Here is a 26,801-nt window from a genome sequence, read left to right on the forward strand (position 1 = left end):
CAATCCCTGGCGCTGGCATACTGGGCGACTTTTCCGGCCTTGACGGCCGATCCAGCTCCCGTGCTGCTGCGCCATGAGGATTAGCGGTGAAAAAAATCGCGGTGTTCGCCGATGTCCAGAACCTCTACTACACCGTGCGCCAGGCCTATGGTTGCCATTTCAACTATGCGGCGCTGTGGGCTGATGTCAGCAAGCAGGGGCAGATCGTCGAAGCCTATGCCTATGCCATCGACCGTGGCGACAGCAAGCAGCAGCAGTTCCAGCAGATCCTGCGCAACCTGGGGTTCACGGTAAAGCTCAAGCCCTATATCCAGCGCAGCGATGGCTCGGCCAAAGGAGATTGGGACGTGGGCATCACCATCGACATCATGGATGCGGCCACTCAGGTAGATGAAGTGGTGCTGGCTTCTGGCGATGGTGATTTCGACCTGCTGCTGGAGCGCATCATCCACAAGCACGGGATCAGCGCAGTGGCCTACGGGGTGCCGGGGCTGACCGCCAATTCGCTGATTCGCGCGGCTAGCCGCTATGTGCCGATCGAAGGCGCCTTGTTGCTGAAAAGCTGAAACAGATTTCAAAAGGAGCAGAACAGGTTTGGAACGCATTGCCGTCATCGACTTCGAAACCACCGGGATTTCCCCGAGCAGCAGTTGCCGGGCCACGGAAATCGCCGTGGTGATGCTCGAGCAGGGGCGCATCGTCGAGCGTTACCAGAGCCTGATGAACACGGGGGTGCGGGTGCCACCCTTCATCGAGCAACTCACCGGCATCAGCAACGCCATGCTGCGCAGTGCGCCATCGGCGGACCGGGTGATGAACGAAGTCAACGAGTTCGTCGGCACCACGCCGCTGGTGGCGCACAACGCGGCCTTCGACCAGAAGTTCTGGGATTTCGAACTGGGGCGGATCAAGCGCACCCGCCTGCAGAACTTCGCTTGTTCCCTGTTGCTGGCACGTCGCCTGATGCCGGCCGCGCCGAACCACAAGCTCGGTACCTTGAGCGCCTACGCCGGCCTGCCACACACCGGCCAGGCTCACCGTGCCATGGCCGACGCCGAGATGGCGGCCAACCTGCTGGTGCACCTGGCGGGCGAGTTGCGCAGCACCCATGGCTTACGCGAGTTGTCCCACGATTTCCTGTGCAAGTTGCAGAAGGTCCCGGCGGCCAAGGTACCCGAGCACCTGCGACGCCACCGCTGAGGCGGCAAGGGTGAAGCAACGTCCTGCGGACCTTCACGAGCCGCTGCCGCAGGCTGCGCACGGGCGCGCAGCGGCCGCTGGGATCGAGGCCAGCTGGAAAAATCCTCAAGCAAGGCCCTGCGGGCCTTCGCGCAGCCTCGCCTTGGCTCGACAGCGGCTACAGGCCAATGGTGAATCAGGTGGAAGGTTTGCCGTTGCCGTCCAGGTGCCCCAGGGGCAAGCGCCGCTCGATGGCGCTGGACAGGACGATGGAGGTCTTGCTGAAACCGAACTGGGCGATGCGGTTGACCAGGTCCTCCAGCTCCGGCATCGACCCCACGGCGGCCTGCATGATCACGCAGGGGTCGCCGGTGACCCGATGGCATTCGGTGAGCTGGGGGATCTTGACCAGTTCGTCGTAGCTTCTCTGGTTGCCATGCTGGGCCAGGCGCAATTCGATGACGCACTGGATCGGCAGGCCCAGCTTGCTCATGTCGACCTTGGCCTGGTAGCCGGTGATCACGCCACTGGCCTCGAGCTTGGCCACCCGCTCGGCCACGGCCGGCGCCGAAAGGTTGACCTTGCGTGCCAGCTCGGCAAAAGTCGCCCGGCCGTTTTCCAGCAGGTTGGCCAGGAGCATGCGGTCATACTTGTCCATGGAAGGCTCCCAATCAGCCTGACTTTCGAAAGCAAGGTATATAGCCCCGAACTCCATGTTTTGGAAAGTGTACTGCTCTTAAAAACAAGTTTTGTAACTTAAGCTTTCCCGGGGCGACTTTCTACAATGGCGTCTCCCTGCCTGCCTCCCGAGCCGTATCCCATGCCTGGCCAAAGCCGTTTTCCCTTGCCGTTGATCGCCGCTTTTTTTGCCCTCTATGTGATCTGGGGTTCGACCTACCTGGTGATCCGCATCGGCGTCGAATACTGGCCGCCCCTGATGCTCGCCGGCATCCGCTTCGTGCTTGCCGGCAGCCTGATGTATGCCTTCCTGCGCTGGCGCGGGGTGCCCGCGCCGACCTGGGCACAATGGAAGGCGGCCGGGGTCATCGGCGTCCTGCTGCTGAGTTTCGGCAACGGCGCGGTGACGGTCGCCGAGCACCTGGGCGTGGCCTCCGGGGTGGCGGCCCTGGCGGTAGCCACGGTGCCCTTGTTCACCTTGCTCTGCGGTTATTTCTGGGGGGCACGCAATACCCGCCTGGAGTGGGCCGGCATTCTTCTCGGGATGATCGGCATCGGCATGCTCAACCTGGGTTCCAACCTGCAGTCCAGCCCTCTGGGAGCCGCCCTGTTGCTGTTCGCCGCAGCGGCCTGGGCCTTCGGTTCGGTCTGGAGCAAGCACTTGCCGCTGCCCCAGGGGGCCATGGCCAGCGCCGCGGAAATGCTCGTCGGCGGTGTGGTGCTGTTGCTCGGCAGCCTGTTGCGCGGTGAACGCCTGGAGGCCATGCCTCCGATGGAAGGCTGGCTGGCCCTGGCCTACCTGGCAGGTTTCGGTTCGATCATCGCCTTCAATGCCTACATGTACCTGCTCAAGCACGTGCGCCCGGCAGCCGCTACCAGCTATGCCTATGTCAACCCTGCGGTGGCGGTACTGCTGGGGATCGTTTTCGTCGGCGAGAGCATCGGTCTGGAGGAGGCGCTGGCGATGCTGGTGATCATCAGCGCCGTGGTACTGATCGGCCTGCCGCAATGGCGCAAGCCCAAGGCGGTGGTGCGGGACGAAGCGGCCTGATCACTGTCGCGGTGGCTGGCTGGTCAGGCTCTGCTGGAGAAAACCGCCGATAAGCTGGGCCACCTGCTGGTGAATCGTTTCGCGGCTGCGCTGGTCGCCGTCCCGGCAGATGACTTCATCCTCGGGGTGATCCTCTCTGAGCAGGGCCGGGGCGCCTGGCTTGCAGAGCTGCATGAAACTGAAGTGGCTGGCATCGGCGATCACCCGCAGGCTTGAAGTGGCCGCCGGCAGGTGAGCCCCCAGGTAGCCGGATTCCTCCTCCACCGGCATGCCGGCAATGTTCACCCCGGCGCCCAGGATCAGGGTCGGTGTCTGCACTGCTGACAGGCTTTGCGGGGTGAACCCTCGGACCAGTCCCGTGTCCAGGGCGACGATTGCCTTGATTCGCAGGTCCCGCAGGTCGACGCCCAGGGCGCCTTCGTTGGCCGGTGCGATGCCCAGCTCCGGAGCCAGCCCACACAGGCGTGGATTGGGATGCAGCCGGCATTCCTCGAGGAAGCGTTGCGGGCTGTAGCGGGCGCCGGCCAGCGCGGTAGCCGTCCAGCCGCCCAGGGAATGGCCGATGACGGCGATGCGCTGCGGGTCGACCGCGCCCGCCAGGGATTTGTCTGCGCTGAGTGTGTCTATCACTCGACTCACATCGCGGGGTCGCTCCCAGAGCTTCGCCGCTTCTGCAGGACGTCGGTCGAAGGTCGTGGTGCCCGGGTGGTCAGGGGCGGCGACCACATATCCCTGGCCGACCAGCGAGGTGACCAGCCAGCTGAGGTTGCGCCAGTTGCCACGATAGCCGTGGGACAGGACTACCAGCGGATGGGCCGCAGGGGTAGGCGAGGCATCCTTGACGGCGGGCAGGCCCTCAAAGACCGGATTCTCCGCGGACACCAGAAGCGGGCTGGCGGTTGCAGTGGGGTACCAGAGGGCAACATGCAGGGGGCGCTGGCTGCTTGCATCCGCCACGGTGATTTCACGAAATCCGACGAGCTCGGCGGCGTAGGACAGGGGCAGGAACAGGGAGAGTGAAAGGCCCGCGAGTATCCGTGCGGACAAGGCAACGTAGTTCATCGGCGACTCCATGGACACAAAAATGCCGGGCGATACCCGAATGCCGATCAGTCAAGGAAATGGTAGGAGCGAGGCTTGCCCGCGATGGGCTTCAGGGCGCCGCGTTTATCCAGTCAACACGCGCTACCGTTAACGATCATCGCGAGCAATCGAGCGTCGACCGGCTGCTCCCACAGGGATCACTCGCTTGCTTGAACAGCGTTGGGGCAATACCCGGCGTTGTGGTTTCAGGCTGAAGGGATCACTCGAACCCGCCCAGCAGCACCGCGGTGAAGATCACCGCCGCCAGGGCCAGGGAAAACAACAGGCTGATTCCCGCCACTTGCCATAACGAGACGAAGCGTCCGTTACAGGCCTTGTGCTCTATCACCTGGGGGCCGAACAGCTGGCGCGCGTAGGCGTTCATCCCGTAGATCGGCGGGATGATGAAGACCACAGCGGGGACGCTTTCGGGAAGGAGCAAGCCTGCCAGGCTCATGGCGATGAAAAGACCGATGCCCATGGCCCAGACTTTTTTCACCTCGGCCTCGCGGCCCAGTGCCTTGAGGTTCTTGCTGATGAAATAGGCACCTGCCACGGAGGTGCCGATGAAGGTGCTCAGACCGATGGCCGCGATGCTGTAGAGGCGCAGGTTCTGATCGGCGGCCTGGGCGATCCGAAGTTCGGCGCCGGGGGCCTGAAACGGATTTTCGTTGTCCATGCGGGGTGGGGCTCCTGAGGGGGCAAGGCAGTGAAAATACAGGGTACGGGGCAGGGTCGAACCCTTCTTTTGGGCCGACCGGTGGGCGAGCATACACGCTCCCGGGCTGGCGGGCATGGTCCGCAAGTGCATCGGTGAATTAGGGTAAACTGCCGCCCATTGCCTCCCTGTGCTGACTTTTTCCTACGGTATCCCCATGACATTCGCCTCTCTTGGCCTGATCGAACCCTTGCTGCGCGCCCTCGAACCCCTCGGCTACCAGACCCCGACCCCGGTGCAGGCCCAGGCTGTTCCCGCGGTGCTGGCCGGTCGTGACCTGATGGCAGCAGCCCAGACCGGCACCGGCAAGACCGCAGGTTTCGCCCTGCCGCTGTTGCAGCGGCTGACCCTGGAAGGGCCGAAGGTCGATAGCAATTCGGTACGGGCGCTGATCCTGGTGCCGACCCGCGAGCTGGCCGAGCAGGTGCACGAGAGCGTACGCCAGTACGCCGAACACCTGCCGCTGCGTACCTACGCGGTGTACGGCGGGGTCAGCATCAACCCGCAGATGATGAAGCTGCGCAAGGGCGTCGACCTGCTGGTGGCGACCCCGGGGCGCCTGCTGGACCTGTTCCGGCAGAACGCGGTGAAGTTCAGCCAGTTGCAGACCCTGGTGCTGGATGAAGCCGACCGCATGCTTGACCTGGGGTTCTCCGAAGAACTCAAGAGCATCTATGCCGCCTTGCCGAAGAAGCGCCAGACCCTGCTGTTCTCCGCGACCTTCTCCGACCCCATTCGCATGCTGGCCGGGCAGATGCTCGATGATCCGCTGAGCATCGAGGTCAGCCCGCGCAACGTCGCCGCCAATACGGTCAAGCAATGGGTGGTGCCGGTGGACAAGAAGCGCAAGCCCGAGCTGTTCAGCCACCTGCTGCGCAAGAACCGCTGGAAGCAGGTGCTGGTGTTCGCCAAGACCCGCAACGGTGTGGACGCCCTGGTGGAAAAGCTCCAGGGCCAGGGCGTGAATGCCGACGGCATCCACGGTGACAAACCCCAGGCTACCCGCCAGCGCGCGCTGGACCGGTTCAAGGCCGGCGAGATCCAGATCCTGGTAGCCACCGATGTGGCAGCCCGTGGCCTGGACATCGAAGACTTGCCGCTGGTGGTCAACTTCGACCTGCCGATCGTGGCCGAGGACTATATCCACCGCATCGGCCGGACCGGGCGCGCCGGCGCTACCGGCGAGGCGATTTCCCTGGTCTGCGCGGATGAAGTCAACCTGTTGTCGGCGATCGAGATGCTCACCCGCCAGACCCTCAAGCGCCACGAAGAGTCGGACTTCGAGCCTGAGCACCGGGTGCCCGAGACCGATGCCAGTGGCCAGGTGGTGAAGAAACCTAAAAAGCCGAAGAAGCCCAAGGCTGCTGGCGGCGCCGGCAAGCGCAACCTCGGCCGTTGGGTCGACAGCGGGGAAGTGGCTGCCGAGCCTGCGGTAAAACCGGTGCGCAAGGTCCCGGCATTCAACACCGGGCCGCGCAAGCGCAAGCCATAAGCGCCGCGACCGGTTGCGAGCGGCACGTTCAAGCGAGCTTGCCGCTGCTGGTATCGGCCTAGTGCCTGTGGCGCTCCTCGAGCCATTCGAGGATGCCGCGCCCGGCGCGGCGCCCGCTGGCGAAGCAGGCGGTCAGCAGGTAGCCGCCAGTGGGGGCCTCCCAGTCGAGCATTTCTCCGGCGCAGAACAGCCCTGGTACCTGCCGGGTCATCAAGCGCTCATCCAGTGCCTCGAAACACACGCCACCCGCGCTGCTGATGGCTTCGTCCAGTGGCCGGGCCTGCACCAGCGTCAGTGGCAGCGCCTTGATCGCAGCAGCCAGCCGCGCCGGATCATTGAAGCACTCGGCCGGTGTCAGTTCCCGCAGCAGGGCGGCCTTCACCCCTTCGATTCCCAACTGGCTGTGCAAGTGCTTGGCCATCGACCGTGAGCCTCGGGGCTTGGCCAGCGCCGCCTGGACCTTGTCCCGGGGCTTGCCCGGCAACAGGTCGATATGCAGGGTGCCCTGGCCATGCTGGTTGATCGCCTCGCGGATGGGCGCCGAGAGGGCGTAGATCAGGCTGCCCTCGATGCCGCGGGCGGTGATCACGCACTCGCCCAGGCGTGGCGTGTCGTCATTCAAGCCGATAGCGACATTCTTCAAGGGCGCGCCGGCGAACTTGCTGCGCAGCAGCTCGCTCCAGGCACTGACCTCGAAACCGCAGTTGCTCGGCTGCAGCGGCGCTACCTGGACCCCGCATTGCTCCAGCAAGGGTAGCCAGGCGCCATCGGACCCCAGGCGTGCCCAGCTGCCACCACCCAGTGCCAGCAGGGTCGCATCGACCTGGACCGCATGCTCTCCCTCGGGATGCTGGATGCGCAGGCTGGCGTCGGCATTCCAGCCGAGCCAGCGATGGCGGGTGTGGATAACCACCCCGGCTTCGCGCAGGCGCTTGAGCCAGGCGCGCAGCAGCGGTGCGGCCTTCATGTCGGTGGGAAACACTCGTCCGGAGCTGCCGACAAAGGTCTGGATACCCAAGCTGTGAATCCACTGGCACAGGGCCTGGGCATCGAACTCGCGCAGCAGGGGGGCGATCTGTGGCGCCCGTTCGGCATAACGCGCAAGGAACGCCGGGTAGGCTTCGGAGTGGGTGATGTTCATGCCGCCCACACCCGCCAGGAGGAATTTTCGCCCTACCGATGGCATGCCGTCGTACAGGTCGACCCGGACTCCCGCCTGGCTCAGGACCTCGGCGGCCATCAGGCCGGCAGGGCCGCCGCCGATGATGGCAACGTGGTGGGGCGTGGAGGAAGGGGATCGAGTCATGGCGGAAGCGGTGCTGATGGAATGAGGCGCGCATTCTACCCGAGGTAGGGCCGTACTGCTGTGCTAGCGGGCCTGATCAAAAAATGAGCGCGACGTTGCAGGCCATGTGGATCAAGGGCTGCAACGGCTTTCGCGCAGGTTATCCACAAGCGGTTCCACAGGGATTGGGGGTAAGCGACGCACATCTGGATGACCGCTCGATGACCCTGGTCAAAAACTAGGCACTGCTCTGCAAGCCATGTGCAGCAAGGGCTGGTGCGAGTTCCCCGCAGGTTGTCCACAGGTGGTTCCACAGAGATTGGGGGTAAGCCGCATGACCAGGACGGGAACGCCTGGTGCCTGTTCAAAAAATGATCGCCAAGCTGCAAGCCTTGAAAATACTGGGCTGGAGTGGGTTTCCAGCAGCTTATCCACAGGCGGTTCCACAGGGATTGGGGGTAAGCGGTTCACGTCAATGTGACGTTTCGAGGTGCCTGATCAAAAAATAGACGATTGGTCCTGGCCCTTGTGGGGCAAGGGCTGTGCAGGGTTTCACTCAGGTTATCCACAAGCGGTTCCACAGCGGATGTGGGTAAGGGCAGCGGGCCTCAGCGGCAGCCCAGCGACTGCCAGACTCTCTGGGCACTGTGGTGCAGGATGCCATGGCGCCGGGCCAGGGCCTGGCGGTCCTTGCTGTAGCCACCGCCAATCACGCCCATCACCGGGATGTCCCGGCCCAGGCAGTGGCGCATGACTCGCTCGTCGCGCGCGGCCACGCCGGCATCGGTGAGCTTGAGGTAGCCCAGGGCATCGTCCTGGTGCACGTCGACCCCGGCGTCGTATAGCACCAGGTCCGGCTGGTACAGCGGCAGCAGGTAGTTCAAGGCGTCGTCCACCACTTGAAGGTACTCGGCATCGCCCATGCCCATGGCCAGGGGGATGTCCCAGTCGCTCTGGGCCTTGCGCACCGGGAAGTTCTTTTCGCAGTGCAACGAGACAGTCACCGCATCGGTGGTGTGCTGCAGGATTCGAGCGGTGCCATCGCCCTGGTGCACGTCGCAATCGAAGATCAGCACGCGGCCCACACGGCCACTTTCCAGCAGGTAATGGCTGATCACCGCCAGGTCGTTGAAGATGCAGAACCCGGCCGGGTAGTCGTAGTGGGCATGGTGGGTGCCGCCGGCCAGGTGGCAGGCCAGGCCATGCTCCAGCGCCTGTTCGGCAGCCAGCAGCGAGCCGCCGACCGCGCGCACGGTGCGCCGGGCCAGGGCCTCGCTCCAGGGCAGGCCCAGGCGCCGCTGGTCTTCCCGGGACAACTCGCCGCTCATGTAGCGTTCGATATAGCCAGGGTCGTGGGCCAACGCCAGCACCTCGGCCGGGCACAGCTCTGGGCGCAGCAGGTCGGCATCCCGGGTCAGGCCGCTGTCCACCAGGTGGTCGCGCAGCAGGCGGAACTTGTCCATGGGGAAGCGGTGCTGCGGGGGGAATTCAGGGCTGTAGTCGTCGTGATAGATCAGCGGCAATGTCATGGCATTTTCTTAGAAGGACCCGTGAAGGATCCTACCAGCGATGTAGACTTGCACCCATGAAAACGGAGGGCACCGATGGAGCCGATACTGCAACTGGAAAGCGCGCGCTTGTTGCTGCGCCAATGGCGTGACGATGACTTGCAGGCTTTCGCGGCGATGTGTGCCAATCCGCAGGTCATGCGTTACTTCCCCGCACCGTTGAGTCGCCTGGAAAGCGCCGCCTTGATCGGTCGCATACGCGGGCATTTTGCCGAGCATGGTTTTGGTCTCTGGGCCCTGGAGCGCAAGGACAACGGCGCCTTCATCGGTTTTACCGGCCTGGGCGTAGTGGGGTTCGAGGCGCCTTTCACCCCGGCGGTGGAAATTGGCTGGCGCCTGGCCCCTGAACATTGGGGCCTGGGTTACGCCAGCGAGGCAGCCTGGACCGCCTCGCGTTGCGCTTTCGAACGCCTGGCCCTGGACGAAGTGGTAGCCTTCACCACCCGGACCAACCTGCCATCGCAGAAAGTGATGCAGGCCATTGGCATGCAGCACGCCGCCGGGGAAGATTTCGATCATCCGAAACTCGCGGGTGATCACCCGCTGCGCGAGCATGTGCTGTATCGCATCACCCGAGAACAATGGTTGGAAACCTTGCATGGATAGCAATCGCGCACGTCTAGAATGTGCCGATGAGGTTGCTTGCCCCGAATCGATTTGACCGCCGCAGCCGAGATTGCGCGGTTTTGCTCTGTGTGAGGAGAGTCTGAATGAGTCATGTGCTGGATGATCTGGTCGATCTGTTGACCTTGGAACCCATCGAGGAAAACCTGTTTCGTGGGCGCAGCCAGGACCTGGGTTTTCGCCAGCTGTTCGGGGGCCAGGTACTCGGCCAATCGCTGTCCGCAGCCAGCCAGACGGTGGAGGAGGCGCGTCATGTGCATTCCATGCACGGCTACTTCCTGCGCCCCGGGGATGCCGCGCTGCCGGTGGTCTACCAAGTGGACCGGGTTCGCGATGGCGGCAGCTTCAGCACCCGGCGCGTGACGGCGATCCAGAAGGGCAACCCGATCTTCACCTGCAGCGCTTCGTTCCAGTACGACGAGCAGGGCTTCGAGCACCAGAGCAGCATGCCCCAGGTCGTCGGCCCGGAAAACCTGCCCTCGGAGCTGGAGATCGCCACACAGCGGGCGCACCTGATTCCCGAGCACATGCGTGAAAAACTGCTGTGCCCCAAGCCCATCGAAGTGCGCCCGGTGACCGAGAGGGACCCGTACAACCCGCAGCCGATGGACCCGGTGAAGTACGTCTGGTTCCGCGCCGACGGCACCCTGGCCGACAACCCGGCGCTGCACAAGTACCTGTTGGCCTACGCGTCCGACTTCGGCCTGCTGGTCACCTCGTTGCTGCCCCATGGCAAGTCGGTGTGGCAGAAGGATATGCAAGTGGCCAGCCTCGACCACGCCTTGTGGTTCCATGCCGACCTGCGTGCCGACGACTGGCTGCTGTACGCCATGGACAGCCCCTGGGCCGGCAACTCCCGGGGCTTCTCCCGGGGCAGCGTGTTCAACCGTGCCGGCCAACTGGTCGCCTCGGTGACCCAGGAAGGGTTGATTCGTCATCGCAAGGATTGGGCATGAGTCTTTCGGATATCGAGCATTGGGTCTTCGACATGGACGGCACCCTGACCGTTGCCGTGCATGATTTCGAGGCGATCCGCCAGGCGTTGTCGATCCCGGCGGACGAGGACATCCTCACTCATCTGGCGGCCCTGCCCGCGGATGAGTCCGCAGCCAAGCATGCCTGGCTGCTGGAGCACGAGCGCGACCTGGCCCTGGGCTCACGCCCGGCGCCGGGGGCGGTGGAGCTGGTGCGGGACCTGGCCGGGCGCGGTTATCGCCTGGGCATCCTGACCCGCAATGCCCGGGAACTGGCCCACGTGACCCTGCAGGCCATCGGCCTGGCCGACTGCTTTGCCGAAGCCGACGTGCTGGGCCGCGACGAGGCCCCGCCCAAGCCCCATCCCGGAGGCCTGCTGAAGCTGGCCCAGGCCTGGGATGTGGCGCCAGGGCGCATGGTCATGGTCGGTGACTATCGTTTCGACCTGGACTGCGGTCGCGCGGCGGGCACTCGCACGGTGCTGGTCAACCTGCCGGACAATCCCTGGCCGGAACTGACCGACTGGCACGCCCGTGATTGTGCGCAACTGCACCACCTGCTTCGCGCCTGAGCCTGGGCGCCGTTCTACCTGAACAGCGCCGCCTGACCCTGGGCCGAGGTGAACATCCCGTCCCCGTCATGCCCGACCCCGGGCACTTCCACCAGGCGCTGGCGCAAGCCCTGGGGGTGGCGCTTGAGCAGGTAGGCGAAATAGTTGTGCCCGCGCACCAGGCGATAGGCGCCCTGGGCTTCTGCAGCGCAGCCCTTGTCCAGGGCCGGGTGCTCGGGGTCGACGTCCTGTTGTCCCAACAGGTAGGTGATATCCCGTCCCGCGTAACGGCGTTCCAGTTGTTCCGGCGACAGCCCGGCGATATAGGCCGGGCGCCCCTCCAGGCCGTACTTCCACTGGTTGAAGCCGGGGCAGGCGCCGGGCTCGACAGTCACCGGGCGCCAGGCGTCGAAGTAGGCGTAGGACGAAGGATTGGCGACCACGAAGCGCAGGCCGATACCGGCCCGTTGCAGCTCGGCATGGTCGCCACTGGCCAGGGCGTAGCGCTGCACCACCTGGGCGCCGCCCGAGTGACCGGCGATCACCACTTCCCGCAGGTCGGGAAAGCCCTGGCGATCGCTCAAGCGCAGGAGGATGGCGTCCAGCGCCGCGTAGGAACTCAGGGCCTGGGGCGCGGTGGCAGGCTCGCCAGCCATCCAGGCGTTGCCCCGCCAGCGCAGGAGGCTGGCGGGCAGGTGATGGCGGGCGATGTCGTCCTGGTTGAGAAACTGCGGAGCGATCACCAGGGTCGTGGCGTCTTGTCCGGCCTGCCTGGCGACGGTCTCGCCGCTGTGCAGGTAGGTCTGGGCATTGCGCAGCCGGCCATGGACGATCACCAGCACCCGCTGCACGCCGGGTAGTGGTTGGCGCCAGTCCTGGCTCAGGCCCAGGGCCAGTTCACCGGCCGGCAGCTCCAGGCGCCCGGGGCTGATGACCTTGACCCCGTGCCCAGCGGCCTGGGCGCCGAGGCTGCCCAGGCACAGCAGCGCCGCGAGCAGGCGACGCATCTACAGGCTCTTGGCGGCGAAGGTGTCGCACTGGCCGACCTGGCCCTGGCTGAAGCCGGTCTTGAACCAGCGCACCCGCTGGGCCGAGGTGCCATGGGTGAAGGAATCCGGCACCACGCGGCCCTGGCCTTGCTGTTGCAGGCGGTCGTCGCCAATGGCGTTGGCGGCATTCAGCGCTTCTTCCACGTCACCGGGCTCCAGCCAGTTCAGGCGTTTTTGCGCATGGTAGGCCCAGACCCCGGCCAGGCAGTCGGCTTGCAGTTCCTGGCGCACCAGCAGGCCGCCGTCGCCTTCCATCTGCCGGCCCTGCTGGCGCGCGGCCTGCATCTTGGCCGAGACCCCGAGGAGGGTCTGCACGTGGTGGCCGACCTCATGGGCGATCACGTAGGCCTGGGCGAAGTCGCCGGCGGCGGAAAAGCGCTGGGCCATTTCCCGGAAGAAGTCCATGTCCAGGTACACCTGGCGGTCGGCGGGGCAGTAGAAGGGACCACTGGCCGAGGTTGCCGAACCGCAGGCGGAATTGACCCGGCCACGGAACAGGATCAGCTTGGGCGCCTGGTACTGGCGACCGGCTTGCTGGAAGACCTGGCCCCAGGTGTCTTCGGTGTCGCCGAGGATCGCGCGGACGAACTCAGCCTGTTCGTCGTTGGCCGGTGGCGCCTTGCGTTCCTGGGTGGTGGCCGGGGCCGAGACCTGGCCGCCACCCTGGCCGAGCAGTTGCCCGAGGATCTGCAACGGGTCCTGGCCGGTGGCCCAGCCGATGCCGACGATCAGCACGATGGCCGTCAGGCTCAATCCCTTGCCACCGCCGAACCGCATGCCGCCGCCACCGCCACCGCTGTCATCTCGCACATCCACGACGTTGTCGCTGCGCCGGCCTTTTTTCCAAAGCATGGGGGAATCCTCGTTTTTTCTGCAGGTCAGTGTTGCTGGTGGCTCGAACCGGCGCCAGTCCGGTCGTCAGGGATTTTTGCCCACGCTACCATGGCCCGGTACCGGGTCGGCCGGTTCCGCACGCATTTTGGGGCCCCCTATTGAACATCGATACCCGTATCAAATTCCGTCACCTGGTGGGTTTTCTTGAAATGGCCCGCCAGGGCAGCCTGGCTCGGGCTGCCGAGGTACTGGCGGTGAGCCAGCCAGCGATGTCCAAGACCCTCAAGGAACTGGAGACGCTGCTGGACACCCGGTTGTTCGTGCGCAGCAAGGCCGGGCTCAGCCTGACCGAGGCCGGGCGGGCGTTCCTGGGTTACGCCGGTCCTTCGGTGCAGGCCCTGCGCGATGGCGTCAGCAGCCTGCGCGGTGGCGAACACGCCGTGCAGGCGGTGCGCATCGGTGTGCTGTCCACGGTGGAGAGCCTGCTGCTGCCCGAGGTGATGCGACGCCTGCATGAGCGGCACCGGGCATTGACGGTCAGCGTGGTGACCGGCCCCAGTGCCTATCTGCTCTCGCAGTTGCGGGTCGGCGACCTGGACCTGGTGGTGGGGCGCATGACCGAGAGTCCGGAGATCCAGGGCTTGAGTTTCGAGCATCTGTACAGCGAGTCCATGACCCTGGTTGTCCGTCCCGGGCATCCGCTGGCGGTCGGTGCGCTGGACCGCGATGCGTTCAGCCGTTATCCCCTGGTGCTGCCGCTGGCCGGCACCAGCATCCGCAAGCATGCCGACAGCCTGTTCGTGCAATGCGGCATCGCTCAATCGCCACAGCGCCTGGAAACCCTGTCGCTGACCCTCGGCCGGCGCTATACCTTGTCCAGCGATGCCCTGTGGATCGCACCGCTGGATGCGGTGCGCCTGGACCTGGCCAGTGGCGAGTTGCGGGAGCTGGAGCTGGGGCTGCGCGAGCCCGGTGGCTCGGTGGGTATTTCCAGCAATGCCAGCCTGCCGTTGCCCCTGGCGGCGCAATGGGCGGTGCAGGTGCTGCGGGAGGTCGGATCGGCTTACCGCGAGGGGGCCTATCCTTAACCTTTCGGTTATGGGTGAGGGGCGGCTTTTCAATGTTCGGCCCTCCTGGTTTGTTTGAAACTCTGCGAGCTGCGCTCCATCAATTCAAACAACAGGAGATCGACATGCCCAATGCAGACGGCAGTCGCTTCGTGATTCGCGACCGTAACTGGCACCCCAAGGCCCTGACACCCGACTACAAGACTTCCGTCACCCGTTCCCCGCGCCAGGCGCTGGTGAGCATTCCCCAGTCATCGAGTGAAACCGGTGGCCCGGACTTTTCCCACCTGCGTATTGACCGCCTGGATAACGACCTGCTGCGCAACTTCGACCACGGCGGCTTGCCGATCGGCGAGCGGATCATCATTACCGGGCGGGTCTGCGACCAGTATGGCCAGCCGATCGCCCATACCCTGGTGGAGATGTGGCAGGCCAATGCCGGCGGCCGCTACCGACACAGGAACGACCGTTACCTGGCGCCCCTGGACCCGAACTTCGGCGGAGTCGGCCGGACCCTGACCGACCGTGATGGCTACTACAGCTTCCGCACCATCAAGCCCGGACCCTATCCGTGGCGCAATGGCCCCAACGACTGGCGCCCGGCGCACATTCATTTCTCGATCAGCGGCCCGTCGATCGCCACGCGACTGGTGACCCAGTTGTATTTCGAAGGCGATCCGCTGATTCCTCAGTGTCCGATCGTCAAGTCGATCGCCAGTCCGGAGGCGGTGCAGAGCCTGATCGCCCGCCTGGACATGAGCCATGCCAATCCCATGGATTGCCTGGCCTATCGCTTCGACATCGTGCTGCGCGGCCAGCGCAAGACCCACTTCGAGAACGCCTGAGGAACCTGCCATGCCTGTTCAACTACTGCCTGAAACCCCTTCGCAAACGGCCGGCCCCTATGTGCACATCGGCCTGGCCCTGGCGGCTGCGGGAAATCCTTCCCGGCCCGAAGAAGTCTCCAACCGCATGGCCAGCAACGATGCACCGGGGCAACCGATCCTGTTGCTGGGCCATGTCTACGACGGCAACGGCCACCTGGTACGCGACTCGTTCCTGGAGTTTTGGCAGGCCAACCATGAAGGGATCTACGACCCGATTTTCGATACGCAAAAGCCCTTCAACTGCTTCGGTCGGGCCGCCACCACTTTCGATGCTGGAGAGTGGATTGTGCATACAGTCAAGCCTGGAATTGTAAACAACGTTGCAGGTCTGCCCATGGCGCCGCACATCAACGTGATGCTGTTTGCCCGAGGAATCAACATCCATCTGCACACCCGCCTGTACTTCGCCGATGAGCCGCAAGCCAATGACCAGTGCCCGGTGCTGAACCTGATCGAGCAGCCGCAGCGCCGGGAAACCTTGCTGGCCCGGCCCTGCGAGGTGGATGGCCTGCGTGCCTACCGTTTCGATATCCGGATTCAGGGCGACGGCGAGACGGTGTTCTTCGACTTCTAAGTCAACTTCTGCGGGCCGATTGCACTGGGGCGCCCGGGGAAGAAGGCAAGTTGTAGAAGATCTGTAACCGGGAGGAGTTCGGCACCTTCTCGGCGCTTTCTTTCGCGGTACGACGCGGCCCATAATCGCCCGCTTGTGAGTGATGGCCGTGAGCCCATAATGACAATGACCAGTGAACGCTCCGTAGTGCCCGGCGAACCTGTTCTCGAGCCGCGCAAGAGTCGCAAGAACAATCCGGAAAAGACCCGCGAGAATATCCTCCAGGAAGCCATTGTCGAATTCGTGCAGCAGGGTCTGCACGGAGCCCGGGTGGATGCCATCGCCGAGCGCATCCATACCTCCAAGCGCATGATCTATTACTACTTCGGCAGCAAGGAGCAGCTGTACGTCGAAGTGCTGGAGAAGCTCTACGGTGACATCCGCAGCACCGAGAGCCGCCTGAACCTGGCAGAACTGCGCCCGCGCGAGGCGATTCGCCGGCTGGTGGAGTTCACCTTCGACCACCATGATCACAGCGCCGATTTCGTGCGCATCGTCAGCATCGAGAACATCCATAACGCCGAATACGTGAAGCAGTCCCACGTGATCAAGGCCATGAACAACAGCATCCTGAATGCCCTGGACGAAATCCTCGAGCGTGGGGTGAAAGAAGGCCTGTTCCGCAGTGGCCTGCATGCCCTGGATGTGCATCTGCTGATCAGTTCGTTCTGCTTCTTCCGGGTCTCCAACCGCCACACCTTCGGTGAGATCTTCCAGCTCGATCTGCCGGACGCAGGGGTCAAGCAGCGGCATCGCGAGATGATCTGCGAGTCGGTGCTGCGCTACCTGCAGGCCTGAGTCGTTGCCGGCACTGGTGTGGGCGATGACAGGCCCCTTAAGATCGCTTCGCGAGCCGGCCGGCTCCACGATATTTCCCTCGACAAGGAAGGCACCATGGGCAACCCCATCCCCACCCTGAAAATCATCCTGATCCTGATGATCGTCGTCGACACCTTCTGGTTCGGCGAGCGCTTGCTGTCCATGACTGGCCTCAACCTGTTCAATTGGTTGCCGAGCTCGGTGATCAACCTGGTAGGCATGTTCGGCAGCTTGCTGATGATCCTCTTCAATGTCCTGCTCATTGCTCTGCTATCGCGCGTGCAGCTCAAGCCCGAATGAACTCGTTGCCGCTGCTGCAGACCACGGCAACGGATTATGGCAATTGAAAATCATTCTCGACTGATCGTAAGATGCCCGGCAATTTCCTACATGCTCCAGGGAGTCGGTTTGTCGGACGTGGATCTCAAGGGACTGTTTCTCAAGCATGCCGCTGCCTTGCGTGGGTATCTGGCACGCCGGGTGCGGGACCCGCAATTGGCTGCTGACCTGGTGCAGGAGAGTTTCCTGCGCCTGGCGGAGCAGACCCGTGGCGCACCCATCGACAACTCCAAGGGCTATCTCTATCGCACGGCGAACAATCTTCTGATCGATCATGTCCGGCAGGAAGCGCGGCGCAAGACCGAAACCGTGCCCCATGAAGTGCTGGCCGAGATCGAGGATGATGGAGCCGGGCTGGAGGCGCAGGCGATGGCTCAGCAACAGCGCATGGCGTTAAAACAGGCAGTGGCCGAGCTGCCTGAGCGGACCCGGGAGATCTTTCGCCTGAACCGCATCGAGGGCATGACCCACGCCGAGGTGGCGCGGTGCCTGAACATCTCCGACAGCTCGGTGCAAAAGCACCTGTCCAAGGCCCTGGCGTACGTCATGCAGCGCTTGCAGGCTACCGACGGTCGGCCGGCGGACGAGTGAATTACCGTAAAAGCCGGGGTCAGACGTCACTGCTTATACATAACGAGAAATCGAGATTCACACGTGAATAGCCAGGGTTCGCAAGAACAGAACATCACCGAGGCCGCCGCCGACTGGGCGGTGCGTTTGCAGGCGGGGCCTCTGAGCCCTGCCGAGCAGGCCGGGCTATCCCATTGGCTGGCCGCCGATCCGCGCCACGGCCAGGCCCTGGCATTCGCCCAGCGCACCTGGGATGCCCTCGGCGAGCTGCGCCTGGACCCGGAACTGGCCAGTTCGGCCGTGCCACGCCGGGCTTCACGGCAAACCACGATCACTGTCCCACGGTCTCCGCGCCGACGCTGGTTGCCCAGGGCCGCCAGTGCTGCGGTGCTGGTCCTGGCGCTTACCCTGGGTTGGTTGCAGGGGCCGCAGGCGCTGCTGTACCTGGAAGCCGACTACCTGACCGGCAAGGGCGAGTTGCGTACCGTGCAACTGGCGGATGGGAGCACGGTCGAGCTCGATTCTTCCAGTGCCATTGGCCTGGATTTCACGGGTAGCCAACGGCAGGTCCGGTTGCTTGCCGGCTCCGCGGTATTTGACGTGGCGCCCATGACCGGCAAGGAAACGCGGCCTTTTGTCGTGCACAGCGCCGGTGGCCAGACCCGGGCCCTGGGGACGCGTTTCGTGGTCGGCCGTGAAGGCGACCAGCAGGCCTGGGTCGGGGTGCTGGAGCACAGTGTCGCGGTAAGCCTGGATGCCCCGGCGGTAAAGGGGGCTCGCGAACGGGTGCTGCAGCAAGGACAGAGTGCCCGTTATGCCCCGGACTCGGGAGTGGTGGCCCTGGACGGGTTCGATCTGCAACGCGCCACCAGCTGGCGCAGGGGCGTGCTGGTATTCGATCGCCAGCCCCTGGCTGTGGTGATCGAGCGCCTGAATCGCTACCGCCCCGGACGCGTGGTGCTGACCAACGAAGCCCTGGCCCAGCGCGAGGTCAGCGGAGTGTTCCACCTGGATATGCTGGACGCAGCCCTGTCCAGCCTGACCCAGGAGCTGCAGCTTCGGCGTTTCGACCTGGCTGGCGTCAGCCTGATTTACTGAGGCTTGCAGGCCTTTTCCTACTCTCCTGAAAAATAATCGGAAAAAACCTTACTGAGTTTTCCTGCTTGGCACGTCTAGCTAACTGAGATGCATTCGCATAAACAGAAATGGCCAGCGCAGGAATGATCAACATGAGGCTAGGCAGTCGCACTGGATTTCACGTCGCAAGTCGTTTGGCCCTGGCCATCCAACTGGGCGTAGCAGGGCTGTTCACGGCAAGTGGCTTGCTGCACGCGGCAGAACCTGTGGATGCCATGCAACGGCAGGCCGAACGGCAGAACGGGCTGGATTTCGATATCCCCGCCCAGGCCCTGGGCAGTGCCGTGCTGGCCTTTGCCGAGCAGGCCGGGGTCCAGGTGCTGTTCGACAGCCAGCGCCTGCATGGCCTGCAGAGTTCGTCGCTCAAGGGGCGCTATGGCGCCGAGGACGGCCTGGCCCGCTTGTTGGGCAGTGCCCCAGTGACGTACCGCTTCACCAGCGAACGGCAGGTGACCCTGAGCCGGGTCGAAACCGAACAAGGCGGGGCGCTGGCGCTGGCGCCCACGACGATTTCCGGCAACCTCGAAGGCCGCCAGCGTGACTGGACCTACAGTGCACCACGCTCGGTGAGCGTGGTCAGCCGCGAGCAACTCGATCGCAACCCGCCTCGACACGCAGCCGAGATGCTGGAGGAAACCTCTGGCGTGTACTCGGCGGTCAGCCAGCAAGACCCGGGGCTTTCGGTGAATATCCGCGGTATCCAGGACTATGGCCGGGTCAACATGTCGGTGGACGGCATGCGTCAGAACTACCAGCAGAGCGGTCACCAGCAACGCAACGGCACCCTGTATGTCGATCCGGAGCTGCTGTCCGAAGTGGTGGTGGAGAAGGGCGCCACTTCCACCATGGGCGGTGCCGGGGTGATCGGTGGCATTGCCAACTTCCGTACCCTCGATGCCCGCGACCTGATCAAGCCTGGCCAGGAAATCGGTGGGCGGGTCCGCGCCACCACCGGCCTGGGCGGGCGGCGCAACGGCACGCATTTCATCGGCAGCTCGGCCTTCGCCATCGGCACCCAGGCCTGGGACATGCTGCTGGCCGCCAGTGAACGGCACCTGGGCGACTACGACCCCGGGACCAAGGGCGGGATTGGCGAGCTGCGTACCGGGGCCTGGATGGATCCGTCGATCAACGATCGGGTGAAGCACTCCAAGGTCGCCTATTCGGGTTCGGTGATGCGCTCGCGCCTGGCCAAGCTGGGCCTGAATCTCCCGCAGGATCAGCGTCTGCAACTGAGCTACCTGACCACCCAGGTGTCCTACGACGATGCCAACATGATGAACACCGAGAAGAAGGACCAGCTCTGGGAAAAGCTCGGCAGCAGCGATGTGCGTTCGCAGAACTTCGGCCTCGACTACAGCTACGCCCCGGACAATCCGCTGATCGACTTCAAGGCCAAGCTCTATTACGTGGACAACCGCAATGACCAGAGCACCCTCAAGCGCGGTATCAATCCCGGCTACTCGATTACCTACCAGACCGATACCTATGGCGCCCAGGCGCAGAACACCTCGACCTTCGCCCTGAGCGAGCTGTCCACGGTCAAGGCCAACTACGGCCTGGAATTCTTCTACGACAAGGTCAGGCCCGACTCCAGCCAGCCGGTGCCCGCGGGTTCGGCGGTCAGCGCATCGCCAGCAGCCAGCATGACCCCCGAGGGCGACCGGGCCCTGGGCAGCGTGTTCACGCGGCTGGACTACGACTATGACGGCTGGCTGAACCTCAATGCCGGCTTGCGCTATGACCGTTACCGGCTGCGCGGCGAAACCGGGATCAACACCCGCACCTTCGTGGTTGGCAAGACCCCGCAGCAAGTCTCGATGCCGGTGGCCTATGACATCGACGACCAGCAAGGGCGCTTCTCGCCGACCTTCGGCCTGTCGGTCAAGCCGGGAGTGGAGTGGCTGCAGCTGTTCGCCAGCTACGGCAAGGGCTGGCGTCCGCCAGCGGTGACCGAAACCATGATCACCGGCCGTCCCCACGGTGGTGGCTCGGAGAGCATGTACCCCAACCCGTTCCTCAAGCCGGAGCGTTCCACCACCTGGGAAGCAGGATTCAACATCTTCAAGGAGAACCTCTGGTTCGATGACGACCGTCTCGGGGTCAAGGTCGCCTACTTCGATACCCAGGTCGATGATTTCATCTACATGGCCATGGGCGTGCAGCCCCCTGGCTACGGTATGGCAGGCATCGGCAACAGTGCCTATGTCAACAACCTCGGCGGCACTCGCTTCAAGGGCGTCGAGTACCAACTGGACTATGACAATGGCCACGCCTACGGCCAGCTCAACTACACGCACATGATCGGCGACAACGAATTCTGCATGAAGACGGCGTGGCTCGGCGGCGTGACCCAGCCGGTGAAGAATGGTACCGGGCGCGGCGCGATCGTCACCGGCATGCGCCCCGATGACGCCGCCAACAACGCCAGTCAATGCAAGGCCGCGATCCTCGGCTCGGCCGAGCAAATGCCCATGGATCGCGGAACCCTGACCGTGGGCGCGCGCTTTTTCGAACGCAAGCTGGATATCGGCGCCCGGGCTCGCTACAGCGCCGGTTATTCGATCGCCGGCTCGGCCTCCGGCACCGTGGGCCAGACGGGCGTCTACCCGGCCGACTGGAAGCCCTACACCGTCTACGACCTGTATGGCAGCTACCGCGCCACCGATGAGCTGACCCTGCGCCTGGCCATGGAGAACGTCACCGACCGCGCCTACCTGGTGCCCCTCGGGGATGTGCTGGCCTTCACCCTCGGCCGTGGCCGGACGGTGCAGGGCACCGTGGAATATCAGTTCTGACCGTTTTTGCCCAGTGACGGGCAAAACCGCAGCAGGCACTGGCCTGCTGCGGACATGACCCACCTATGTATTGGAGTTTTGCATGAGCATTTCGATCTCTTACAGCGCTACCTATGGCGGTAACACTGTTGCGCAATACCTGACTGACTGGTCGGCCTACTTCGGCGACGTCAACCATCGCCCGGGCCAGGTGGTCGATGGCACCAACACCGGTGGTTTCAACCCGGGCCCGTTCGACGGCACCCAGTACGCCATCAAGAGCACCGCCAGCGATGCGGCCTTCGTCGCCGATGGCAACCTGCACTACACCCTGTTCAGCAACCCGAGCCACACCCTGTGGGGCTCGCTGGACACCGTCTCCCTGGGTGACACCCTCAGCGGTGGTTCGGGCAGCAACTACAACCTGGTCACCCAGGAAGTCAGCTTCACCAACCTGGGCCTGAACAGCCTGAAGGACGAAGGTCGTGCGGGCGAAGTGCACAAGGTGGTCTATGGCCTGATGAGCGGCGACAGCTCGGCGCTGGCCGGCGAAATCGACGCACTGCTCAAGGCGATCGACCCGAGCCTGTCGGTGAACTCGACTTTCGACGACCTGGCCGCTGCCGGTGTCGCTCACGTCAACCCAGCACCTGCGGCGGCTGCCGATGTGGGTCTGGTGGGTGTCCAGGACGTGGCCCAGGACTGGGCGCTGGCCGCCTGAGTGCAGGCCTGAGGCAAAAAAAAGCGAATGCAGGATCGCTCCTCCATTCGCTGGCTTGACTCACCTCCGTCGCCCGAGTTTTCGAAGGCCAGGGCGGCGGCGGTGGCAAATTCTGGGGAGCGCCGCGGTGCCTGTCAATGTACCGGGCGTGCCTCTTGCCGCTCCACCCGGTCGGGAGGGAGGGCCACCTATCCGTTAATTTCCACAGGACATCTGGATGAGCAGGCCGAATTCACTTGCCGCTTCCGAGACGCTGTCGGCCCTGGCGGCCTACAAGAGCGGCTTCTTCAACATCGGCCTGTTCTCGGCGGTGATCAACCTGCTGATGCTGGCCCCGGCGCTGTACATGCTGCAGGTCTACGATCGGGTGCTGGCCTCGGGCAACCAGATGACCCTGTTGATGCTGACCCTGATGATTCTTGGCCTGTTCGGCCTGATGGGGGGGCTGGAGTGGGTGCGCAGCCAGGTGGTGATCCGCCTCGGCACGCAGATGGACATGCGCCTGAACCAGCGGGTGTACGACGCCGCTTTCGAAGCCCAGCTCAAGGGCAGTCCCCAGGCTGCCGGGCAGGCGCTGAGCGACCTGACGGCACTGCGCCAGTTCGCCACCGGCAATGCCTTGTTCGCCTTCTTCGATGCGCCGTGGTTCCCGGTGTACCTGCTGGTGATCTTCCTGTTCCATCCCTGGCTCGGGTTGCTGGCCCTGGGCGGGGCGGTGCTGCTGGTGGTGCTGGCCTGGATCAACCAGCATATCTGCCAGGCCCCACTGGCCCAGGCCAGCCAGCTGTCCATCATCACCAGCCAGCAGGCCACGGCCAACCTGCGCAACGCCGATGCGATCGAGGCCATGGGCATGCTCGGCGCCTTGCGTGCGCGCTGGTTCGTCGGCCACCAGGGTTTCCTGGCTCAGCAGAACCTGGCCAGCGAGAAGACCGCCACCATCAGCGCCTGGTCCAAGGGCGTGCGCATGGCCCTGCAATCCCTGGTGCTGGGCCTCGGGGCGTGGCTGGCGGTGCAGGGGCAGATAACCCCGGGAATGATGATCGCCGGTTCGATCCTGATGGGCCGGGTGCTCAGCCCCATCGACCAACTGATTGCCGTGTGGAAGCAGTGGAGCTCCGCGCGCCTGGCCTACGAGCGGTTATCGGAACTGCTGCAGGCCAACCCGCCACGCCCGGTGCGCATGAGCCTGCCGACGCCGGTGGGCAAGTTGAGTGTCGAGCAACTGACCGCCTGCGCCCCGGGAAGTCGTCGTCCGGCGCTGAGCAACCTTGGCTTCACTCTGGAGGCCGGCCAGGTCCTGGGAGTGATCGGGCCTTCGGGGTGCGGCAAGTCGACCCTGGCCCGGCTGCTGGTCGGGGCCTGGACACCACTGGCCGGCAAGGTGCGCCTCGACGGGGCCGACCTGGTGCAGTGGGACAGGCAACAACTGGGGCCGCATATCGGCTACCTGCCCCAGGACATCCAGCTGTTTGCCGGCAGCATTGCCGAGAACATCGGGCGTTTCGGCACGCTGGATGCGGAGCAGGTGTTGCAGGCGGCGCAAATGGCCGGGGTGCATGAGCTGATCCTGCAACTGCCCCAGGGTTATGACACCCGGCTGGGGGAGGGCGGCGCCGGCCTTTCGGGTGGCCAGCGCCAGCGCATCGGCCTGGCCCGTGCCCTTTATGGCCTGCCGGCGCTGATCGTGCTCGACGAGCCCAACTCCAACCTCGATGAAGCTGGCGAGCAGGCGCTGCTGCAAGCCATTACCCAGCTCAAGCAACGTCGGCGCACCCTGGTGCTGATCACCCATAAACCCAACGTGCTGAGCCTCACCGACCAGTTGATGATCCTGCGTGAAGGCCAGTTGCAAGCCTTCGGGCCCACGGCGCGGGTGCTGGAGGCCAGTGCCAAGGCCAAGGCCGCGCCGCCTTCGCCGGTGCCGACGAACAATCCGGTGGCCAGCCTGAACATGAATTACCGCCTGGGCGTGGCCGGCGGGGAAGGGAAAAAAGCATGAAGGCATCTTTATCCACAGGCGCCGCCGAGGGGGCCGCCACCAGTAACGTGCTGGTCCTGGACGACCGGCGCTATTCGCGGCTCGGCTGGTTGCTGGTGCTGGCCGGGTTCGTCGGTTTTCTCGGCTGGGCTGCCCTGGCCCCGCTGGACAAGGGCGTGGCGGTATCGGGCAAGGTCATGGTCTCGGGGCATCGCAAGACGGTGCAGCACCCGAGCGGCGGGATCATCGAGCGGATCGAGGTCAAGGAGGGCCAGCAGGTCAGCGCCGGGCAGGTGCTGCTGCGCCTCAACGAGACGCCGTTGCGCACCCAGATGCAATCCCTGCGCAGCCAGTACCTGGGTTCCCTGGCCAGCGAGGCGCGGCTGAATGCCGAGCGCGATGGCGCCAGCGACATTGTCTTCGACCCGCAGCTCCAGGCCCTGGTGCACGAGCCGGAGGTCGCTGCCAGCCTGGCCTTGCAACGCCAGCTGTTCAGCAGCCGGCGCCAGGCCTTGAGCATGGAACAGCAAGGGATTGGCGAAACCATCGCCGGCTCCGAGGCGCAATTGCGCGGAACCCGGGATTCCCAGGCCAGCAAGCTGCAGCAGCGCAAGGCCTTGGACGAGCAGTTGCAGGGGCTGCGGGAGCTGGCCCGGGATGGCTATATCCCACGCAATCGCCTGCTGGACAGCGAACGCCTGTATGCCCAGGTCGAGGGTTCGATCGCCGAGGATTTCGGTCGTATCGGCCAGTTGCAGCGACAGATCCTCGAGTTGCGCCTGCGCATCCGCCAGTCGGCCGAGGACTTCCAGAAAGACCTGCGCAGCCAGTTGGCCGACACCCGCATCCGCACCGAGGATCTGCGCAATCGACTGGCGTCCGCTGAATTCGAATTGGCCAACAGCCAGGTCCGAGCACCGGCCGCCGGAGTGGTGGTGGGCCTTGAGGTCTACACCGAGGGCGGGGTGATCAAGCCCGGCCAGCCATTGATGGACATCGTGCCCCAGGGCGAGCCGTTGCTGATGGAGGCGCGAGTACCGGTGCAACTGATCGACAAGGTTCACCCGGGCCTGGCGGTGGAACTGATGTTCCCGGCCTTCAATCAGAGCACCACGCCCAGGGTGGCGGGAGAAGTGACCCTGGTGTCCGCCGATCGCCAGGTCGACGAGCGTACCGACGAGCCCTACTACACCTTGCGCGCAGCGGTCAGTCCCCAGGGCATGCAGCAGTTGCAAGGGCTGCAGATCCGTCCGGGCATGCCGGTGGAGGCCTTTGTCCGCACCGGTGAACGCTCGATGCTCAACTACCTGTTCAAGCCTCTGCTGGACCGGACCCACATGGCGTTGGTGGAAGAATGATCCGGACCTGGCGATACCTGTTCCTGTCGTGCCTGCTGCTCGCTCCCGGCGCCCACGCGCTGGGTTTGCTGGATGCCTATGACCTGGCCCTGCGCAACGATCCGACCTTCCAGGCGGCGATCAAGGAGCGTGATGCCGGGGAGGAGAACCGGGCCATTGGCCGTGCCGGACTGCTGCCGAACCTGTCCTGGAACTACAACAATTCGCGTAACCGCTCGCAGGTGACCCAGGAAACCCTGCGTGGCGACGTCACCACGGATCGCGACTACCGCAGCTATGCCTCGACCCTGACCCTGCAACAACCTCTGCTGGACTACGAAGCCTATGCGCGCTTTCGTCAGGGAGCGGCCCAGGCGCTGTTTGCCGACGAGCGTTTTCGCAGCAAGAGCCAGGAACTGGCGGTGCGCCTGCTGGGGGCCTACAGCCAGGCCTTGCTGGCCCAGGAGCGTATCGAGCTGAGCCTGGCCCAGAGGCGGACCTATGCCGAGCGGCTGCAACTCAACCAACGGCTGCTCAAGGGCGGCGAAGCCACCCGTACCGATGTGCTGGAGACCCAGGCCCGGCTGAGCCTGGCCCTGGCGGAGGAAATCGAGGCCCGGGACCAGCAGGACGCTGCCCTGCGCGAGTTGCAAGCCATCGTCGGCGAACCGGTACAGATCGATGAGCTGGACCCGCTGACTCGGCAGTTCGAGATCCAGCCGTTGCAGCCCAATCGGTTCGATACCTGGCGAGACCTGGCCATGGCCAACAACCCGCTGCTGGCGTCCCAGCAGCAGGCTCTGCGAGCGGCCGAATACGAGGTAGAGCGCAAGCGAGCGGGGCATCTGCCCAAGGTCAGTCTCTACGCCAGCAGCCGCCAGACGAGCTCCGACTCGGAAAGCTCCTACAACCAGAAGTACGACACCAACACCATCGGCGTGCAGGTCAGCCTGCCGCTGTTCGCCGGGGGTTCGGTGTCGGCCTCGACCCGCCAGGCGGCGAGCCAGCTGTCCCAGGCGCAGTACGAGCTGGATGCGCAGACCGCCACCACGCTCAACGAGCTGCGCAAGCAGTTCAATCTCAACACCAGTGCCGCAGCCAGGGTCAGGGCCTATGAAATGGCGGTCGACTCGGCCCAGGCCCTGGTGGCCGCGACCCAGAAAAGCGTGCAGGGCGGCGAACGGGTCAACCTCGATGTGCTGGATGCCGAGCAGCAACTGTTCAGCGCTCGCCGCGACCTGGCGGATGCCCGGCACGCCTACCTGCTGGCACGTGTCCAGCTCAAGTACTACGCCGGCCTGCTGAACGAGCAGGACCTTGCGCAACTGGCCGGTTATTTCCACCCCCTGGGCTGACCCCGTAGCCGCTGTCGAGCCTGCGAGGCTGCGACCAGGCCCGCAGGGCTTTCAATGACGGCCGCTTACAGAATGAAAACGGCCGTCACGAGGACGGCCGTTGGCGCAAGCG

Annotated in this window: 27 protein-coding genes; 20 read left to right on the forward strand and 7 right to left on the reverse strand. The window is 64.5% G+C overall.

Translation table 11 applies throughout. The features are described 5' to 3' along the window. Window positions 1-86: 86 nt before the first annotated feature. Complete coding sequence (locus LGQ10_RS23320) at window positions 87-566, forward strand: NYN domain-containing protein (RefSeq protein ID WP_058435473.1); 480 nt, start codon at window positions 87-89, stop codon at window positions 564-566. A gap of 28 nt (window positions 567-594) precedes the next feature. Continuing rightward, on the forward strand, window positions 595-1,200 hold the full coding sequence (locus LGQ10_RS23325) for a PolC-type DNA polymerase III (protein ID WP_226523333.1): 606 nt from the start codon (window positions 595-597) through the stop codon (window positions 1,198-1,200). Between the two features lie 175 nt (window positions 1,201-1,375). Here the strand turns inward: LGQ10_RS23325 and LGQ10_RS23330 are convergent, their stop codons facing one another. After that, window positions 1,376-1,837: an Lrp/AsnC family transcriptional regulator gene (locus tag LGQ10_RS23330; RefSeq protein WP_058435471.1), complete on the reverse strand. Its 462-nt coding sequence runs from the start codon at window positions 1,835-1,837 to the stop codon at window positions 1,376-1,378. A gap of 162 nt (window positions 1,838-1,999) precedes the next feature. Here LGQ10_RS23330 and yedA point away from each other — a divergent pair, with 162 nt between their 5' ends. Beyond that, window positions 2,000-2,908 carry a drug/metabolite exporter YedA gene (gene yedA, locus LGQ10_RS23335; protein WP_226523334.1) on the forward strand — a complete coding sequence of 303 codons (909 nt, stop codon included), beginning with the start codon at window positions 2,000-2,002 and terminating at the stop codon, window positions 2,906-2,908. Here yedA and LGQ10_RS23340 read toward each other — a convergent pair whose 3' ends face one another. Next, complete coding sequence (locus LGQ10_RS23340) at window positions 2,909-3,970, reverse strand: alpha/beta hydrolase family protein (RefSeq protein WP_226523335.1); 1,062 nt, start codon at window positions 3,968-3,970, stop codon at window positions 2,909-2,911. A 241-nt stretch (window positions 3,971-4,211) separates the two neighbouring features. After that, window positions 4,212-4,670 (reverse strand): hypothetical protein, encoded by a 459-nt coding sequence (locus LGQ10_RS23345; RefSeq protein ID WP_058438828.1) that lies wholly within the window; start codon window positions 4,668-4,670, stop codon window positions 4,212-4,214. Window positions 4,671-4,866: 196 nt separating this feature from the next. On the opposite strand from LGQ10_RS23345, the gene LGQ10_RS23350 reads away from it, so the two are divergent. Beyond that, entirely contained in the window at window positions 4,867-6,201 is a 1,335-nt protein-coding gene (locus LGQ10_RS23350) for a DEAD/DEAH box helicase (RefSeq protein WP_226523336.1), read from the forward strand. A gap of 58 nt (window positions 6,202-6,259) precedes the next feature. Here the strand turns inward: LGQ10_RS23350 and LGQ10_RS23355 are convergent, their stop codons facing one another. After that, a complete protein-coding gene (locus LGQ10_RS23355; protein ID WP_226523337.1) occupies window positions 6,260-7,507 on the reverse strand; it encodes a TIGR03862 family flavoprotein in 1,248 nt (415 codons plus the stop codon). A gap of 83 nt (window positions 7,508-7,590) precedes the next feature. On the opposite strand from LGQ10_RS23355, the gene LGQ10_RS23360 reads away from it, so the two are divergent. Further along, window positions 7,591-7,728, forward strand: a complete 138-nt coding sequence (locus LGQ10_RS23360; protein WP_226523338.1) for a hypothetical protein — start codon at window positions 7,591-7,593, stop codon at window positions 7,726-7,728. Window positions 7,729-8,094: 366 nt separating this feature from the next. Here LGQ10_RS23360 and LGQ10_RS23365 read toward each other — a convergent pair whose 3' ends face one another. Next, a complete protein-coding gene (locus LGQ10_RS23365) occupies window positions 8,095-9,015 on the reverse strand; it encodes a histone deacetylase (protein ID WP_058437130.1) in 921 nt (306 codons plus the stop codon). Window positions 9,016-9,090: 75 nt separating this feature from the next. Between LGQ10_RS23365 and LGQ10_RS23370 the strand changes: the two genes are divergently transcribed. The 3 genes from LGQ10_RS23370 (at window position 9,091) to LGQ10_RS23380 (ending at window position 11,224) form a co-directional block, all read left to right on the forward strand. Then, window positions 9,091-9,660: a GNAT family N-acetyltransferase gene (locus LGQ10_RS23370; RefSeq protein WP_058437129.1), complete on the forward strand. Its 570-nt coding sequence runs from the start codon at window positions 9,091-9,093 to the stop codon at window positions 9,658-9,660. Between the two features lie 104 nt (window positions 9,661-9,764). Then, window positions 9,765-10,634: an acyl-CoA thioesterase II gene (gene tesB, locus LGQ10_RS23375; protein WP_058437128.1), complete on the forward strand. Its 870-nt coding sequence runs from the start codon at window positions 9,765-9,767 to the stop codon at window positions 10,632-10,634. Continuing rightward, entirely contained in the window at window positions 10,631-11,224 is a 594-nt protein-coding gene (locus tag LGQ10_RS23380) for an HAD family hydrolase (RefSeq protein WP_058437127.1), read from the forward strand. Before tesB ends, LGQ10_RS23380 begins: the two co-directional genes overlap by 4 nt. 14 nt (window positions 11,225-11,238) lie before the next feature. On the opposite strand, the gene LGQ10_RS23385 is transcribed toward LGQ10_RS23380, so the two are convergent. Beyond that, window positions 11,239-12,210 carry an alpha/beta hydrolase gene (locus LGQ10_RS23385; protein WP_226523339.1) on the reverse strand — a complete coding sequence of 324 codons (972 nt, stop codon included), beginning with the start codon at window positions 12,208-12,210 and terminating at the stop codon, window positions 11,239-11,241. Further along, window positions 12,211-13,104 (reverse strand): neutral zinc metallopeptidase, encoded by an 894-nt coding sequence (locus tag LGQ10_RS23390; RefSeq protein ID WP_058437125.1) that lies wholly within the window; start codon window positions 13,102-13,104, stop codon window positions 12,211-12,213. A 140-nt stretch (window positions 13,105-13,244) separates the two neighbouring features. Between LGQ10_RS23390 and pcaQ the strand changes: the two genes are divergently transcribed. The 12 genes from pcaQ (at window position 13,245) to LGQ10_RS23450 (ending at window position 26,689) form a co-directional block, all read left to right on the forward strand. Further along, window positions 13,245-14,174 (forward strand): pca operon transcription factor PcaQ, encoded by a 930-nt coding sequence (gene pcaQ / locus LGQ10_RS23395; protein ID WP_226523340.1) that lies wholly within the window; start codon window positions 13,245-13,247, stop codon window positions 14,172-14,174. Window positions 14,175-14,278: 104 nt separating this feature from the next. Next, entirely contained in the window at window positions 14,279-14,998 is a 720-nt protein-coding gene (gene pcaH / locus LGQ10_RS23400; RefSeq protein ID WP_226523341.1) for a protocatechuate 3,4-dioxygenase subunit beta, read from the forward strand. Between the two features lie 10 nt (window positions 14,999-15,008). Then, window positions 15,009-15,614, forward strand: a complete 606-nt coding sequence (gene pcaG / locus LGQ10_RS23405) for a protocatechuate 3,4-dioxygenase subunit alpha (RefSeq protein WP_058437122.1) — start codon at window positions 15,009-15,011, stop codon at window positions 15,612-15,614. Window positions 15,615-15,773: 159 nt separating this feature from the next. Continuing rightward, window positions 15,774-16,451 carry a TetR family transcriptional regulator gene (locus LGQ10_RS23410; protein ID WP_058437121.1) on the forward strand — a complete coding sequence of 226 codons (678 nt, stop codon included), beginning with the start codon at window positions 15,774-15,776 and terminating at the stop codon, window positions 16,449-16,451. A gap of 96 nt (window positions 16,452-16,547) precedes the next feature. Then, window positions 16,548-16,772, forward strand: a complete 225-nt coding sequence (locus tag LGQ10_RS23415) for a hypothetical protein (protein ID WP_058437120.1) — start codon at window positions 16,548-16,550, stop codon at window positions 16,770-16,772. A gap of 108 nt (window positions 16,773-16,880) precedes the next feature. Beyond that, complete coding sequence (locus tag LGQ10_RS23420) at window positions 16,881-17,402, forward strand: RNA polymerase sigma factor (protein WP_226523342.1); 522 nt, start codon at window positions 16,881-16,883, stop codon at window positions 17,400-17,402. A gap of 63 nt (window positions 17,403-17,465) precedes the next feature. Then, window positions 17,466-18,479, forward strand: a complete 1,014-nt coding sequence (locus tag LGQ10_RS23425) for a FecR family protein (protein WP_058437118.1) — start codon at window positions 17,466-17,468, stop codon at window positions 18,477-18,479. Between the two features lie 131 nt (window positions 18,480-18,610). Next, window positions 18,611-21,316, forward strand: a complete 2,706-nt coding sequence (locus tag LGQ10_RS23430) for a TonB-dependent receptor (RefSeq protein ID WP_226523343.1) — start codon at window positions 18,611-18,613, stop codon at window positions 21,314-21,316. Between the two features lie 82 nt (window positions 21,317-21,398). Continuing rightward, window positions 21,399-22,016, forward strand: coding sequence for a heme acquisition protein HasA (locus LGQ10_RS23435; RefSeq protein WP_226523344.1), 618 nt, complete (start codon window positions 21,399-21,401; stop codon window positions 22,014-22,016). Window positions 22,017-22,233: 217 nt separating this feature from the next. Then, window positions 22,234-24,018, forward strand: a complete 1,785-nt coding sequence (locus LGQ10_RS23440; RefSeq protein ID WP_226523345.1) for a type I secretion system permease/ATPase — start codon at window positions 22,234-22,236, stop codon at window positions 24,016-24,018. Next, window positions 24,015-25,355 carry an HlyD family type I secretion periplasmic adaptor subunit gene (locus LGQ10_RS23445; RefSeq protein WP_226523346.1) on the forward strand — a complete coding sequence of 447 codons (1,341 nt, stop codon included), beginning with the start codon at window positions 24,015-24,017 and terminating at the stop codon, window positions 25,353-25,355. The genes LGQ10_RS23440 and LGQ10_RS23445 overlap by 4 nt, the downstream gene beginning before the upstream one ends. Beyond that, the gene (locus LGQ10_RS23450; RefSeq protein WP_226523347.1) at window positions 25,352-26,689 is read left to right on the forward strand and encodes a TolC family outer membrane protein; all 1,338 of its coding nucleotides are present in this window, start codon (window positions 25,352-25,354) and stop codon (window positions 26,687-26,689) included. The genes LGQ10_RS23445 and LGQ10_RS23450 overlap by 4 nt, the downstream gene beginning before the upstream one ends. Window positions 26,690-26,801: the final 112 nt, after the last annotated feature.

The organism is Pseudomonas sp. L5B5, from assembly GCF_020520285.1.
GTDB lineage: Bacteria > Pseudomonadota > Gammaproteobacteria > Pseudomonadales > Pseudomonadaceae > Aquipseudomonas.

What these genes read in the sequence shown, in the direction of transcription:
- LGQ10_RS23330 (WP_058435471.1), bottom strand. Translation starts at nt 1,837, where the DNA reads ATGGACAAGTATGACCGCATGCTCCTGGCCAACCTGCTGGAAAACGGC.
- yedA (WP_226523334.1), top strand. Translation starts at nt 2,000, where the DNA reads ATGCCTGGCCAAAGCCGTTTTCCCTTGCCGTTGATCGCCGCTTTTTTT.
- LGQ10_RS23340 (WP_226523335.1), bottom strand. Translation starts at nt 3,970, where the DNA reads ATGAACTACGTTGCCTTGTCCGCACGGATACTCGCGGGCCTTTCACTC.
- LGQ10_RS23345 (WP_058438828.1), bottom strand. Translation starts at nt 4,670, where the DNA reads ATGGACAACGAAAATCCGTTTCAGGCCCCCGGCGCCGAACTTCGGATC.
- LGQ10_RS23350 (WP_226523336.1), top strand. Translation starts at nt 4,867, where the DNA reads ATGACATTCGCCTCTCTTGGCCTGATCGAACCCTTGCTGCGCGCCCTC.
- LGQ10_RS23355 (WP_226523337.1), bottom strand. Translation starts at nt 7,507, where the DNA reads ATGACTCGATCCCCTTCCTCCACGCCCCACCACGTTGCCATCATCGGC.
- LGQ10_RS23360 (WP_226523338.1), top strand. Translation starts at nt 7,591, where the DNA reads ATGAGCGCGACGTTGCAGGCCATGTGGATCAAGGGCTGCAACGGCTTT.
- LGQ10_RS23365 (WP_058437130.1), bottom strand. Translation starts at nt 9,015, where the DNA reads ATGACATTGCCGCTGATCTATCACGACGACTACAGCCCTGAATTCCCC.
- LGQ10_RS23370 (WP_058437129.1), top strand. Translation starts at nt 9,091, where the DNA reads ATGGAGCCGATACTGCAACTGGAAAGCGCGCGCTTGTTGCTGCGCCAA.
- tesB (WP_058437128.1), top strand. Translation starts at nt 9,765, where the DNA reads ATGAGTCATGTGCTGGATGATCTGGTCGATCTGTTGACCTTGGAACCC.
- LGQ10_RS23380 (WP_058437127.1), top strand. Translation starts at nt 10,631, where the DNA reads ATGAGTCTTTCGGATATCGAGCATTGGGTCTTCGACATGGACGGCACC.
- LGQ10_RS23385 (WP_226523339.1), bottom strand. Translation starts at nt 12,210, where the DNA reads ATGCGTCGCCTGCTCGCGGCGCTGCTGTGCCTGGGCAGCCTCGGCGCC.
- LGQ10_RS23390 (WP_058437125.1), bottom strand. Translation starts at nt 13,104, where the DNA reads ATGCTTTGGAAAAAAGGCCGGCGCAGCGACAACGTCGTGGATGTGCGA.
- pcaH (WP_226523341.1), top strand. Translation starts at nt 14,279, where the DNA reads ATGCCCAATGCAGACGGCAGTCGCTTCGTGATTCGCGACCGTAACTGG.
- pcaG (WP_058437122.1), top strand. Translation starts at nt 15,009, where the DNA reads ATGCCTGTTCAACTACTGCCTGAAACCCCTTCGCAAACGGCCGGCCCC.
- LGQ10_RS23410 (WP_058437121.1), top strand. Translation starts at nt 15,774, where the DNA reads ATGACAATGACCAGTGAACGCTCCGTAGTGCCCGGCGAACCTGTTCTC.
- LGQ10_RS23415 (WP_058437120.1), top strand. Translation starts at nt 16,548, where the DNA reads ATGGGCAACCCCATCCCCACCCTGAAAATCATCCTGATCCTGATGATC.
- LGQ10_RS23430 (WP_226523343.1), top strand. Translation starts at nt 18,611, where the DNA reads ATGAGGCTAGGCAGTCGCACTGGATTTCACGTCGCAAGTCGTTTGGCC.
- LGQ10_RS23435 (WP_226523344.1), top strand. Translation starts at nt 21,399, where the DNA reads ATGAGCATTTCGATCTCTTACAGCGCTACCTATGGCGGTAACACTGTT.
- LGQ10_RS23440 (WP_226523345.1), top strand. Translation starts at nt 22,234, where the DNA reads ATGAGCAGGCCGAATTCACTTGCCGCTTCCGAGACGCTGTCGGCCCTG.
- LGQ10_RS23445 (WP_226523346.1), top strand. Translation starts at nt 24,015, where the DNA reads ATGAAGGCATCTTTATCCACAGGCGCCGCCGAGGGGGCCGCCACCAGT.
- LGQ10_RS23450 (WP_226523347.1), top strand. Translation starts at nt 25,352, where the DNA reads ATGATCCGGACCTGGCGATACCTGTTCCTGTCGTGCCTGCTGCTCGCT.